The sequence below is a fragment of the Flagellimonas amoyensis genome (assembly GCF_003058265.1).
GTDB lineage: Bacteria > Bacteroidota > Bacteroidia > Flavobacteriales > Flavobacteriaceae > Flagellimonas > Flagellimonas amoyensis.
The window spans coordinates 72,424-85,723 of record NZ_QBUK01000006.1 but is presented as its reverse complement, the minus strand read 5'-3'; the positions used below and the strand labels follow the sequence as shown (position 1 = coordinate 85,723).

At 47.0% G+C, this 13,300-nt stretch carries 13 protein-coding genes; 2 read left to right on the top strand and 11 right to left on the bottom strand.

Going from position 1 to position 13,300, the window contains the following annotated elements; all coding sequences use genetic code 11:
- Positions 1–115: 115 nt before the first annotated feature.
- Positions 116–1,465 carry an FAD-dependent oxidoreductase gene (locus DB398_RS09780; protein ID WP_108424212.1) on the top strand — a complete coding sequence of 450 codons (1,350 nt, stop codon included), beginning with the start codon at positions 116–118 and terminating at the stop codon, positions 1,463–1,465.
- A 65-nt stretch (positions 1,466–1,530) separates the two neighbouring features.
- On the opposite strand, the gene DB398_RS09775 is transcribed toward DB398_RS09780, so the two are convergent.
- Positions 1,531–2,310, bottom strand: a complete 780-nt coding sequence (locus tag DB398_RS09775; protein WP_108424211.1) for a zinc ribbon domain-containing protein — start codon at positions 2,308–2,310, stop codon at positions 1,531–1,533.
- A 5-nt stretch (positions 2,311–2,315) separates the two neighbouring features.
- Positions 2,316–3,410 (bottom strand): Nif3-like dinuclear metal center hexameric protein, encoded by a 1,095-nt coding sequence (locus DB398_RS09770; RefSeq protein ID WP_108424210.1) that lies wholly within the window; start codon positions 3,408–3,410, stop codon positions 2,316–2,318.
- Between the two features lie 47 nt (positions 3,411–3,457).
- Between DB398_RS09770 and lpxK the strand changes: the two genes are divergently transcribed.
- On the top strand, positions 3,458–4,456 hold the full coding sequence (gene lpxK / locus DB398_RS09765; RefSeq protein ID WP_108424209.1) for a tetraacyldisaccharide 4'-kinase: 999 nt from the start codon (positions 3,458–3,460) through the stop codon (positions 4,454–4,456).
- Here lpxK and DB398_RS09760 read toward each other — a convergent pair.
- The 9 genes from DB398_RS09760 to DB398_RS09720 all read right to left on the bottom strand — a co-directional run bounded on the left by DB398_RS09760 (position 4,453) and on the right by DB398_RS09720 (position 13,247).
- Complete coding sequence (locus DB398_RS09760; RefSeq protein WP_234416192.1) at positions 4,453–6,624, bottom strand: response regulator; 2,172 nt, start codon at positions 6,622–6,624, stop codon at positions 4,453–4,455. The two genes, lpxK and DB398_RS09760, sit on opposite strands and share 4 nt — an antisense overlap.
- A 56-nt stretch (positions 6,625–6,680) precedes the next feature.
- Positions 6,681–7,691, bottom strand: coding sequence for a type I glyceraldehyde-3-phosphate dehydrogenase (gene gap, locus DB398_RS09755; RefSeq protein ID WP_108424208.1), 1,011 nt, complete (start codon positions 7,689–7,691; stop codon positions 6,681–6,683).
- 24 nt (positions 7,692–7,715) lie between these two features.
- Entirely contained in the window at positions 7,716–8,591 is an 876-nt protein-coding gene (lipA, locus tag DB398_RS09750; RefSeq protein WP_108424207.1) for a lipoyl synthase, read from the bottom strand.
- A 62-nt stretch (positions 8,592–8,653) separates the two neighbouring features.
- Positions 8,654–9,214, bottom strand: coding sequence for an RNA polymerase sigma factor (locus DB398_RS09745; protein WP_108424206.1), 561 nt, complete (start codon positions 9,212–9,214; stop codon positions 8,654–8,656).
- A 37-nt stretch (positions 9,215–9,251) separates the two neighbouring features.
- Positions 9,252–9,461 (bottom strand): membrane or secreted protein, encoded by a 210-nt coding sequence (locus tag DB398_RS09740; protein ID WP_108424205.1) that lies wholly within the window; start codon positions 9,459–9,461, stop codon positions 9,252–9,254.
- A gap of 57 nt (positions 9,462–9,518) precedes the next feature.
- Positions 9,519–10,277, bottom strand: a complete 759-nt coding sequence (locus DB398_RS09735; RefSeq protein ID WP_108424204.1) for an anti-sigma factor domain-containing protein — start codon at positions 10,275–10,277, stop codon at positions 9,519–9,521.
- Complete coding sequence (locus DB398_RS09730; protein ID WP_108424203.1) at positions 10,274–10,840, bottom strand: RNA polymerase sigma factor; 567 nt, start codon at positions 10,838–10,840, stop codon at positions 10,274–10,276. Before DB398_RS09730 ends, DB398_RS09735 begins: the two co-directional genes overlap by 4 nt.
- A 200-nt stretch (positions 10,841–11,040) precedes the next feature.
- Complete coding sequence (murB, locus tag DB398_RS09725) at positions 11,041–12,057, bottom strand: UDP-N-acetylmuramate dehydrogenase (protein ID WP_108424202.1); 1,017 nt, start codon at positions 12,055–12,057, stop codon at positions 11,041–11,043.
- Positions 12,054–13,247 (bottom strand): pyridoxal phosphate-dependent aminotransferase, encoded by a 1,194-nt coding sequence (locus DB398_RS09720; RefSeq protein ID WP_108424201.1) that lies wholly within the window; start codon positions 13,245–13,247, stop codon positions 12,054–12,056. The genes murB and DB398_RS09720 overlap by 4 nt, the downstream gene beginning before the upstream one ends.
- Positions 13,248–13,300: the final 53 nt, after the last annotated feature.

Below are 13,300 nucleotides of genomic sequence, written 5' to 3'. Positions count from 1 at the left end.
CCATGGTGGGTTCCATCTTTCTTTTACGGACCCTGATAATCCCACAGGAACAGGGGACACAAGCGAAAAATCCGTATTTTTGAAGTTTAACTAGAATTGGCCCGGTTGGGCATTTATGGCACAGACTCCCAAAAATATCGCCATCATCGGTTCCGGATTGGTGGGCTCGCTCTTGGCAATTTATCTTCGAAAAAAAGGACACACTGTCACGGTTTTTGACAGGAGGCCCGATATCAGGACCATTAAATTTTCGGGTCGATCCATCAACCTGGCCATGAGCAACAGGGGATGGCGCTCCCTCCAAAAAGTAGGTCTTGAGGCAAAGATCAAGGAAATAGCCATTCCTTTGGACAAGCGTGCCATGCACGTGAACGACAAACCGGTGTATTTTCAGAAATATGGAAAGGAAGGGGAGGCCATTTGGTCCATTTCCCGAGGTATCCTGAACAAGCGAATGATTGATTTGGCGGAAGAGGAAGGTACTGAGTTCCGCTTCAATGAGAAAGTATGGGACATTGACCTTCCCACAGCGCGATTGTATACGGGCGAAACCGAAAAAGGGGAGTGGAAGGAATATCAGTACGATCTTGTGTTCGGCTGCGATGGGGCATTCTCAAGGGTCAGGCATAAGATGCAACGACAGAGCAGGTTCGATTATTCCCAAGATTTTATAGATGTGGGCTACAAGGAACTTACCATTCCGGCCAATGAGGATGGCACCCATAAATTGGACAAAAACTCTTTTCACATATGGCCGAGGGGCCAGTTTATGCTCATCGCCATGCCCAATGTGGATGGCAGTTTCACCTGTACCCTCTTTTTGCCTTTTGAAGGAAAGGTGTCTTTCGAGAGCATTGCAACGGAAGATGATGCGCGCGCATTTTTCAAGGAATATTTTCCCAATGTGCGAAAGGATATCGAGGATTTGACCAAAGATTTTTTCAATAACCCCACAAGTGCCATGGTCACCATGAAGTGCTATCCGTGGACCTATTGGAACAAAGTGGCCCTGATCGGGGATTCCGCCCATGCCATTGTACCCTTTTATGGGCAGGGCATGAATGCAGGTTTTGAGGATATTTATATGCTCGATAAGTTGATGGATGCCCATGGGGACGATTGGGACACCATTTTTTCAACCTTTCAAAAAGAACGCAAGCCCAACGCGGATGCCATTGCGGAGCTCAGTTACAGAAATTTTGTGGAGATGAGCAGTAAAACGGCCGATCTCAGGTTTCTTTTGCAAAAGAAGATAGAGAAGCATTTTGCGACCAAACATCCTGAAAAGTGGGTGCCGGTCTACAGTAGGGTCACGTTTTCCGAAAGACCTTATGCGGAGGCATTGGCCATTGGGGACCAGCAGGAAAAGATCATGAAAGAAGTGATGCGAATGCCCCATATCGAAGAAAAATGGGATTCCCAGGAAGTGGAGGACAGGATATTGGAACTGTTGACGGAGGAATAAAGCAAATATAAACCAACAAAAAAGCCACCCAAAGGGTGGCTTTTTTACTATCTGGTGGAATGCAATCAGAACTTAGCGAAAAGCTCTTGCATTTTTTCCTGTTCTTCCTCGGCCAAAAGCGGGTCTACCAAAATCCTGCCACTGTGCTCGTCGGTGATGATCTTCTTGCGGGAAGCGATCTCTACCTGTACCTGTGGTGGGATAGTGAAGAAAGAACCTCCTGAGGCTCCACGCTCCACGGCAACCACGGCAAGACCGTTTTTCACATTGTGACGGATTCTTTTGTAGGCTTGCACCAATCTGTCCTCGATCTTGTCCTCGTATTCCTCTGATTTTTTCAAAAGGGCTTTCTCCTCTTTTTCGGTCTCGGCCAAAATAGCGTCCAATTCCCCTTTTTTATGCTTAAGGTGTCCCTCGCGCTCGGTCAGTTTGTCCTTGGTCTGGGCAATCACCTCTTTTTTCTGCTCAATCTGCGCCTTGAACTCCTTGATGTTCTTTTCGGCCAATTGGATTTCCAGTTCTTGGAACTCCACTTCCTTGGTCAACGAATTGAACTCACGGCTATTCCTGACGTTCTTTTGCTGTTCGTTGTATTTTTTGATGAGTGTCTTGGACTCATCGATAAGGTTTTTCTTGGCAGTGATCTCAAAATTGATGGTCTCAAGATCGGTCTTCAACTTGTCCAACCTGGTCTTAAGGCCATGGACCTCATCTTCCAGATCCTGTACTTCCAAAGGCAGTTCGCCCCTAATGTTGCGTATTTCATCAACCCTGGAATCGATGAGCTGCAAATCGTACAGAGCTCTCAATTTTTCCTCCACGGTGCTTTCTTTCTTGTTCGCCATATAATTTATAGATACTTGATGGGATTCGTAATACTCTCTGATAAAGCGACTGCAAAATTAGGAATTTTTTTTGTAAGATGATCAACCAATAAATCTTTTGTAAACTGCTCAGTTTCAAAGTGCCCAATATCGGCGATGACGATTTGGTCCTCGGCTTCAAAAAACTGGTGGTATTTAATGTCCGAGGTAATGAAAACATCGGCCCCGGAACGCTTGGCCGCAGCTATCGCAAAGGCACCACTGCCCCCCAGAACGGCCACCTTTCTGACCTTTTTTTCCAATAGCCGCGAGTGCCTCACCACAGTTGCCCCCATCCGCTCTTTGACCCACAGTAAAAATGCCCTTTCGTCCATTTCTTTTTCCAAAGTCCCGACCATGCCCATGCCCATGTCCTGGTTGGTGTTTTCCAAAGTGACCACTTCGTGCGCCACTTCTTCATAGGGATGGGCCGCAAAAAGGGCCTCCAATATTTTCTTTTCCTTTTCAAAGGTGTAGATCACATTGATCTGCGTCTCTTTTTCAAAATGGATCTCCCCGATCTTTCCCACGGCCGGGTTCGCATTGTTGCCCGCTTTAAAACTTCCCGTACCTTCCAGACTATAACTGCAGTTGCTGTATTTGCCGATTTCGCCCGCTCCAACGGCAAAAAGGGCCTCTTTCACCTTTTCTGCATCTTGCAAAGGGGCATAAGTGGTCAGTTTTTTTATGGCACCTTTTCTGGGGATAAGGATTTTTGGATTTTTGATGTCCAAAACCTCGCAGATTTTTGCATTCACCCCCATGATGCTGTTGTCCAGGGCGGTGTGCATGCTGTAGATGGCTATGTTGTGGGCAATGGCCTTTATCACCACCCGTTCCACATAAGTGCTCCCGGTAAGTTTTTTTAGCCCCCCGAAGATGATGGGGTGGAAGCTCACGATCATGTTGTGTTCCCTCTCGATGGCTTCGTCCACCACATTTTCAAGCGTGTCCAAGGTCACCAAAACGCCCTTCACGGACATGTTCGGGTTTCCTACTAATAGTCCCACGTTGTCAAAATCCTCGGCATGTGCCAAGGGAGCGAGCTCTTCCAGTATTTTTGTGATGTCCTGTACGGTCATTTTAAAATTCTTAAACGCCTAAAGATAAAATATTATATTTTCGTTCAATGCAGCAATTGCTCCGTAAAATAGCATTCCCGTTTTCCTTGATTTATGCCTTGGTGGTCCATCTAAGAAATACACTCTATGATGTGGGGGCATTCACTTCCGTTTCCTATGGAACGCCCACCATTTGTGTGGGCAACCTAAGTGTTGGTGGCACAGGCAAGACCCCGATGACAGAATACCTGATCCGGATGTTGCAGGGCCGAAGGGTGGCCGTGCTGAGCAGGGGATACAAAAGAAAGTCCAAAGGATTTGTATTGGCCATGCCCCACACTGGGGTTCTGGACCTTGGGGACGAGCCCTACCAATTAAAAAAGAAGTTCCCGGAAGTGGCCGTCGCCGTGGATGCGGACAGGCGAAACGGCATTGCCCAACTGGAAGAGTTCGTAAAACCTGAAGTGATCATTTTGGACGATGCCTTTCAGCACAGGCGGGTGAAACCTGCGTTTTCCATCCTTCTTACCATGCACAGTGCCCTCTTTGTGGATGATTGGTATTTGCCCACGGGCGATTTGAGGGATGCCAAAAAGGAAGCTCGAAGGGCGGATGTCATCATTGTGACCAAGTGTCCCGCAACGCTATCCAGTACCGAACGGGAGCAAATAACGCGAAGGTTGAGGGCCAGTGCCGAACAGCAAGTGCTCTTTGCCACTTTGGAATATCATAACGAGGTGACCGATGGAGGTCAACAAAAAATGGAACTGTCGCAACTGAAGGGGAAACAGGTTGCCTTGGTGACCGGAATTGCCTCTCCAGGACCTTTGGTGGAGCATTTGACCAATTTGGGCATCCAATTTGAACATTTTGAGTATGGCGATCACCATCATTTTACGGATAAGGAAATTGAACAGTTCAAAGACCATGAAGTGGTGTTGACCACGGAAAAGGATTTCGTGCGATTGGAAGGCCGGTTGGAACATCTTTTTTATATACAGATAGCCCACCGCTTTGATGCTGCGGATGCGGCCACGCTGGAAAAGATGATTAAAAAAGTGGTCTAGATGGAACCAATGGAGCCTTGGATCTTGCTCTTGAAGATATTCTCCCCAATTTTTTGGTAGAATACCTCTGGCTTGAAGGGTTTGGTCACCACGTCGTTGCAGCCAGCCTGATAGAAACTTTCCAAACTATCATCCAAAGAAATGGCCGTAAGCGCTATGATGGGAATATCCTGATTGAACTTTCGGATCTGTCGGGTCGCTTCCTCACCACTTATGCCGGGCATATGGATGTCCATCAAAATGGCATCGTAGGTATTGGTCTTGGCCAAATCGATGGCCTCGTTCCCATTGTTGGCAATATCGCAGCTGATCTCCTTTTTGTTGAGCATCTTTTTGGTGATGACCTGGTTGATCTTGTTATCCTCAACGACCAAAACATGTAGCCCGCTGAAATCAAATTCTTCGGGATTCAGTTCAAAGGACAGATCGTCCAAGGCCTTGCTGTCACATTTTAGGTCCATCTCAAAGAAGAAGGAGCTGCCATGTCCCAGTTCACTTTCTAGGTGGATGGTGCTGCCAAATAGGCCCAAAAGACTCTTTACGATGGTGAGGCCAAGGCCCGTGCCCCCATATTCCCGATTGATCTGGATGGAGCCCTGTTCAAAACTGTCAAAAATGTGTTTCTGTTGTTCATCGGAGATTCCAATGCCATTGTCCCTTACCTCAAAATAGAGTTTCACTTGGTCCTCTTCTTTTCTGAGCAGTTTGGCTATCACTTCGACCTTTCCGTTTTTGGCGAACTTAAGGGCGTTGCCCACGAGGTTCATGAATATTTGTGAAAGTTTGATGGGATCGCCAAGAAGCTGATGGGGTATACTGGGATCGTAATCAAGAATCAACTTGGTCTTGTTCTCGTTGGCATTCTGTTGGAGGGAATCCACAACATCCGTGAGTACTTTGTTCAATTTGAACTCAATGCTCAACGGCTCCAACTTGTCCGCATCTATTTTGTTGATCTGAAGGATGTCGTTGATGAAGTTCAATAGGTATTCCCCAGAGAATTTGAGCGATTTCAAATGTTCTTTTTGATGCTCCGAAGGGTTTTCCTCCAAGAGCAAGTGGGTGAGCCCGGTCACGGCGTAGAGCGGTGTTCGGAGCTCGTGGGTCACAGTGGACAAGAAATTCGTTTTGGCCTCCATGGCAGAAACGGCGGCATCCCTGGCCAGCTCCAGTTCCTTGTTCTTGGTGTACAGAAGATCGTTCGTCTTCAATTTGATCTGGTTGTTCCTGAAAAGGGACACGGCCAATAGGGAGATAATGGTCAAGAACGCCGATGTCAAAATAGCGGTGATCTCCGATCGGTTCTTGGATTCGCTCAGTTCCTCATTTTTGGCCTGCAACTTGTTCAGTTCGGTCATTTGGTGCTCAAAACGGATCTTGTCTGCGGTCACAAGGTCCAGCTTGGCCTTTTCTATGTTGAAGATAGAATCCTTGATGCGTTCCAGTTTCTTGGTATAGAAGAGCGATTCATCATAACGCCCCGTTTTTTCATAGATGCTGGACAGCTGTTCGTAGGCGTTTTTCACCTCTTTGGCAAACCCGTACTTTTCGGCCAGTTCCAAGGTGGCCTTGGAGTGAATGATGCCTTCGTCCAGATCATTGAGGGTGACACTGATCTTGGATAACTGCAGGTTGGCCTTGGTGGCGAGGTAGGCCCGCTCCTTGTCATCTGAGTTCACGATCAGCGCGTTCAGGTTTTTGATGGCATTCTCGTAATTGGTGATGTTGGTGTAGATGTAAGCCTCCAAAAGAAGGATGTTGTTGCCAAGGTTCCTGTTGTTGCTGAGCTTTCTGGATTCCTCCAATAATTTCAGGGATTGGAAATTGTTCCCCTCATCAAAGCGGAGTGCCGCTTCCAAATAGAGGTGGAAGGCTTGTCCGAAGGAATAGGAAATGTCCCGAAGAAGAATGTTGGCCCTGTCCCAATAGAAAAGTGCGGTTTCCCTATCGCCTTCCTCAAGGAACAGTCGCGCATATTGGTGATAGATGTCGAGCAACAATTTGGCGTCCTCGTTGCTTTCCGCAATGTTGGCAGCCTCATCAAGGGTTTGTAGTGCTTTGTCCACCTTGTTCTGGTGCCTGTAGTCCATAAAGTCATCAAAGATGGACTGGATTTTACTGGTGGAGCTGGAATCGTTTTGACCAAAAGAAGCTTGTGTGCATATCATAATGCACAAGATAAGGAGCGTTTTTACGCCCATCCAGTTGTGTGGCAAGCCTGAGGTCAAACGTAGTCTTTCTTTATAAGCAAAGCTATTAAATCGATAATTCTGGAGCAATATCCAGTTTCATTGTCATACCACCCAATGATCTTCACCATTTTGCCGATCACGGAGGTCATCAAAGAATCAAACGTACAAGAATGAGAACTATTGTTTATGTCAATAGAAACAATGGGATCTTCTGTGTAATGAAGGATGTTCTTCAGCTCGTTTTTCGCATATTTCTTAAAGGTAGCGTTTATTTCGGCAATGGATGTTTCCCTTTTCACATTGAAAGTGATATCGGTAAGCGATCCGTTGGGCACCGGTACCCGTATGCCACAGCCCCCGATCACATTGGAGAGTTCGGGGAAAATACCCGTGAGTGCCTTTGCTGCCCCAGTTGTGGTGGGGATAATGGACTGCGAGGCCGCTCTGGCCCTTCTGAGGTCCCGGTGCGGCGCATCGTGCAGGTTTTGGTCCGAGGTAAAGGAGTGTATCGTGGTGATATACGCCTGTTCCACTCCGCAGAGTTCGTTGATCACCTTGATCATGGGAGCCGCGTTGTTGGTGGTGCATGAAGCATTGGAGATGATCTGGTCATCCGCCTCGATTTGCCCTTCATTTACCCCTAACACTACCATTTTGATGGATTCGTCCTCTGGCGGCACGGAAAGAATCACTTTTCTGGCCCCATTGGTCAAGTGATGTTGTAATTGTTCCCTCTTCTTGAATTTTCCCGTGGCCTCCACCACAAGGTCCACTCCATGGCTCTTCCAGTCTATTTCTTTGGGGTGGTTTTGGTTCAATACCTGAATCTGTCGGCCATTTACAATGATGGAACTGCCCTCCGCACGGACATCCGCATCGAAGGTGCCGTGTATGCTGTCATATTTCAGCAAATGGGCCAGGGTCGTGGCATCGGCTAGGTCGTTAATGGCCACCACTTGGATGTTCGGATGTTTTTCCAGAAGCCTAAAAAGGGTCCTGCCAATACGCCCAAAACCGTTGATGCCTATTTTGATAACTTTCATGATGGGATAGGGGAAGGTTAACGGCTAGTGAATGTGCTTGTGCGCTTTGTAGGAGGAACGGACCAATGCCCCGCTCTCCACATGCCTGAAGCCCATTTCCAGTCCAATTTCCTCATATTTTTTGAATTGTTCGGGCAGGATGAACTGCTTTACCGGCAAGTGTTTTTTGGAGGGTTGTAGATATTGGCCAATGGTGACCACGTCCACATCCGCTCTTCTTAGGTCTTCCATCGTGGTGATGACCTCGTGCTCTTCTTCGCCCAGTCCTAACATGATACCTGATTTGGTACGGTTGGCACCGTTCTTTTTCAAATAGTTCAGGACCTCGAGACTTCTTTCGTATTTGGCCTGTATGCGTACTTCACGGGTAAGTCGCTTCACGGTTTCCATATTGTGGGAAATCACCTCAGGGGCCACTTCAAGGATTCGGTCCAAATGGGATTCAATTCCCTGAAAATCAGGAATCAATGTTTCCAGTGTAGTTTCGGGGTTCATCCTTCGTACCGCTTTGACGGTCTCTGCCCAGATGATGGATCCCATATCTTTGAGGTCGTCCCTGTCCACAGAGGTCAGCACGGCATGTTTGATGTTCATGATCTTGATGGACCTTGCCACTTTTTCGGGTTCTGCCCAATCCACGCTTTCCGGTCTTCCGGTCTTCACCCCACAGAATCCGCAGGAACGGGTACAGACATTGCCCAGGATCATAAAGGTGGCCGTGCCCTCTCCCCAGCATTCGCCCATGTTGGGGCAACTTCCAGAGGTGCATATGGTGTGGAGGTTGTACTTGTCCACAAGCCCCCTGAGCTGGGTATATTTTTTTCCCGTGGGAAGCTTTACCCTGAGCCATTTGGGCTTTCCTTTGGGTGGCTGTACGTTTTCCGCAACACTTGTGCTCATACAAAGAAATTTGATTTACAAAGATACGAAACTGGGAAGGAAAATGTAGTCGTTGGAACGGCTCACTTTTTTTTGATGATCTCGGCCAGGAGTTTTTTGGCGCGTAGCAATTTCACCTTGACATTGTTGACAGGTTCGTTGAGTTCCTTGGCAATGGCTGCATAGCTCAATTCGTTGAAATAGCGTAGGTTGATGACCTCTTGGTAATGGGGCTTCAATTTTTTGATGTCCAGGAGCAAATCGGCAAGGTTCTGTTCCGTGATCAGGCGGTCCTCCACGGTGGGGGTTTCGTCCAGCACTTTTTTTACGGCATCCCCTTGGGATTCCATTTCGTCCAAAAGGCTTCTTTTTCGCTTTCGGATGAGGTCCACATGCAAGTTTTTGGAGATGGCGATGAGCCAGGTCTTGAACTCGAAGGCGTCATCGTAAGTGTCTATTTTGTCAAAAGCGCGGGAAAAGGTGCGTATGGTGATGTCCTCCGCATCGTTTTCATTTTTGGTACGGAGCAGTTGAAATCCGTACACATCGTTCCAAAAGGTATCCAAGAGTGTGCTAAAGGCAATTTGGTTTCCTTCCTTTGCCTTCTTGATGATGTCTTTGATGGAATCGTTGGTTTTTTCCAAAAATGTGGCTTTTGCCTAAAATACGATATTGATGGGATTATTGCAATCCGGGTACTGAGTCTCTTTTACATTCCTGTTCGTCGGGCATTTTTCCGCAAAATCCACATGCCTCGCCATCTTTGTTCAGAAAGGGACTTTGACTGGCGCATGTGCCAGCGAACTTTCCGTCCTTTTTGCCCCAGATCTTGATGGCAATCCCTGCGAATGCAAGGGCCAACAAACCAATGGTCAATAGTACTAACTTCATAATCCAACTTTTATGCAAAGGTACAAAATACCTGACTAAAAGGGATGCTTTGCGTTATCAATATGTGATGTTGGCAACGATGTTCTCCACGGTGGGCGAAGTGTTTCCACCTTCCTGCTCAATGGTGATGTAGCCTATGGCCTTATCGGCATAGGGAAGTGCTAGGAGCTTGTCCTTTTCATTGAACTGCTTGATCACGCCCAAGTTCACCAATTCCCCGTTCACCTCGGCCCACATCTGGAAGCATTTGTTCTCAGGTAGCTGGGGAACATTGCTCATATTGATGTAGGAAAGTTTTTTTACAGGGTTGATATAGGCGATGGCCTTTAGTTCTTTACCTTCTTTTTTGCCATTGACCTGATATTTCTTGGTATCAGGATTGTTGAGGACGATAAACTGGTTTCTCATGTCTTCCAGTTGGTTTTTCATGTCATCCTCCAAATATTTGATCTTATTGGTGACCAATGCATTTTCCTCCTGAAGGGTTTTGTTCTGGTTCCAGAAGAATAGGGATGCTCCTGCAAAGACCATTATTGCCACGCTGGCGGCAATGGCATACCTGAAGAAATTTCTACTGACCATTCTCTCCTTGCGAGCGCTGCTCAGAATGATTTCCTTGAGGCCTTCAGGGGTTTTCCTTGCATACATTTTTGCAAAGGTTTCCAGATTTTTCTGGAGCTCATCATAGGTTTGCCTCACTTCGGGGTACATGGCGATGTACCTTTCCACTTGTAGGGATTCATCTTTGTTGGTGTGTCCCAATAGGTATTTTTCCAGTGAGTCGGATTCTAGAAATATTTTAACTTTCTCTTTCATGACAATAGATTTAAAACGATGAGCAAGGCCATTGTTGTGCCGTATATCTTTCCAAGTTCCCTAAGTCCAATTTTAAGTCTGGATTTGATGGTGCCCAAGGGGATGTCAAGTTCCTCACTTGCCTCTTGTTGCGTCATTCCCTCAAAAAACAGGGCTTCCAAAACTATTCTGTACTTGGGTTCTATCTTGTCCAAGTTTTCTTGGACGTCCAGATGTTCGGGGCTAATGCCACTCACTCCAAGATTATATACGTCTGAAACGTCGATTTGGACTTCCTTGCTCGCTTTATTGTTCACACTTCGCAATTTGTCGATTGCAGTGTTCCTGGTAATGCGGAACAACCAAGTGAAGAGCTTGGCTTTTGAGGCATCATAAGAGTCGGCCTTTTTCCATATTTTGATGAAGCTTTCTTGGAGCACATCTTGGGCAAGTTCATCATCCTTGACCACTTTGTGGGCCACCCCAAAAAGTGTATCCCCATAGTTTTCATAGAGTAGGGCAATGGCCCTATCATCCTTTTCTGCAAGTAGCGAAACAATGTGTTTCTCAATCAATGTGCTCATTTACGATGCTTTGGGTATTTTTTTTGGGACAAAAAATCTAAAATAGGATTTATATCGTACATACTACAGCGCTAAGGTAGAAAAAGCTTTACTTGTCAGCGTTCGATTGAGCAAGAAAAAGGGGTAAGACCCTATACGATACATATAATTTTGGTTAGTTTGGTTTGGTATAACCCCCGTTATTGGTTTCAATGCGGGGGTTATTTTATGATGTTCACTTCAGCTTGGATGTCTATCCCAAAATTTCCGCGAACCTCTTTTTGTATTTTTTCGGCCAGTTCCAGGATTTCTTTTCCAGTGGCGTTTCCATGATTCACCAGTACCAGCGCCTGTTTTTCATGTACCCCGGCATCCCCGAAACGTTTTCCCTTGAACCCGCTCTGCTCTATGAGCCATCCGGCCGGTATTTTGAACTGGTCATCTTCCAATTCATAAAAAGGGGCCTTGGGGTGTGATTTGATGAACTTGTCGAACTTTTTTTTCGAGATCACGGGGTTTTTGAAAAAACTGCCACTGTTCCCCAGTTCCTTGGGGTCGGGCAATTTACTTTGCCTAATGGCTATCACTGCGTTGGAAATGTCCCTGATGGTGGGGTAAACAATACCATTTCTTTTGAGTTCTTCCTCGATGGCGCCATAGCCTGTGTGCAGCATATGGTCCTTTTTGGTCAACCTGAGGTTTACGGATGTGATGATGTATTTGTCCTTGGCCCGGTTCTTGAAAATGGAATCCCTGTATCCAAACTCGCACTCCTCCTTGTCGAAAGCGGCCAGTTCCCCGGTTTTCACCTCCATTGCGGTACAGCTTACAAATACATCTTTCAGCTCCACGCCATAGGCGCCAATATTTTGGATAGGAGCGGTCCCCACATTGCCAGGGATAAGGGAGAGGTTTTCCAACCCGCCATATCCACGCTCCAGGCTCCACATGACGAGATTGTGCCAATTTTCACCGGCCATGGCCTTGATTTCGACGGTTTCTCCATTTTCTTCGGCGATGGAGATGCCTTTTAGGCCGATGTGCATCACAAGGGCGTCAATGTCCTTGGTGAGCAACATATTGCTCCCCCCGCTGATGATGAATCTTTTGGGATAAACCGTCAGTTCCAGCACCTTTTGGAGTTGGGCCAATCCGGATATTTCCACAAAAAAGCGCGCCTTTGCATCAATACCAAAGGTATTGTAGCTCTTGAGGGATATGTTTTCCTGTATGGTCACTTGGCGTTGTACTCCTTTAAAGCCTTGCCCAAAATCTGGACGGCCTTTACAAGTTGCTCTTTTTCTAGGACATAGGCAATCCTGATCTGGTTTTTTCCCAATCCGGGAGTGGCGTAGAAGCCTGCTGCCGGGGCTACCATGACCGTGTTGCCGTCCAGTTCAAATTTTTCAAGTAACCATTGCGCAAAATCATCGGCATCCACAACGGGCAGTTCCACAACACAGTAAAAAGCACCCTGCGGCACGGCCACTTTTACGCCCTCCAATTGTTGGAGTTCTGAAATGAGGACATTTCTACGGGAAACATATTCTTCAATGACATCGTCAAAATATTCCTGAGGGGTCTCCAACGCTGCCTCACTGGCTATCTGGGCAAAAGTGGGAGGGGACAATCTGGCTTGGGCAAATTTCATTGCAGTTTGGATAACATCCCTGTTCTTGGAAACGATACATCCGATACGTGCCCCGCACATGCTGTACCTTTTGGAAACCGAATCCACCACAATGGCATGTTCCTCTAGACCATTGACCTGTAAAATGGAATAATGCTGCCTTCCTTCGTAAGTGAACTCGCGATAGACTTCGTCCGCAATAAGGAAAAGGTCGTGCTTCTTCACCAAAGTGGCCAGTTGTTCTATTTCTTCCTTACTATAGAGGTATCCTGTTGGGTTCCCCGGATTGCAGATCAGGATGGCCTTCGTCTGTGGAGTGATCAGCTTTTCAAATTCCGCAACGGGTGGAAGCGCAAAATTGGTGTCTATGGATGAGGCAATGGGTACCACCTTCACGCCGGCAGCAGTGGCAAAACCATTGTAGTTGGCATAGAACGGTTCCGGGATAATGATCTCATCCTCGGTATCCATGATGGTTCCCATGGCAAAAGAAATGGCTTCCGAGCCACCTGTGGTCACAATGATGTCCTTGGCGGCCACATGGATGTCCTTTTTGTCATAATAGGCCGCTATCTTTTCCCGATAGATTTCCGAACCTTCGGTCATGCTATAGGCCAGGACCTCTATATTGTGGTTCCTAACGGCATCCAAGGCCACTTTCGGGGTCTTGATGTCCGGCTGGCCAATGTTCAGGTGGATGACGTGGGTCCCTCTCTTCTTTGCGGCTTCGGCATAGGGGACCAATTTTCGGATCGGGGAGGCAGGCATTTGCCTTCCTTTTTCGGAGATACTCGGCATGTGCTAAATTTTTGGCAAAAATGGGAAAACCAACACTTGAAAACAACACATTA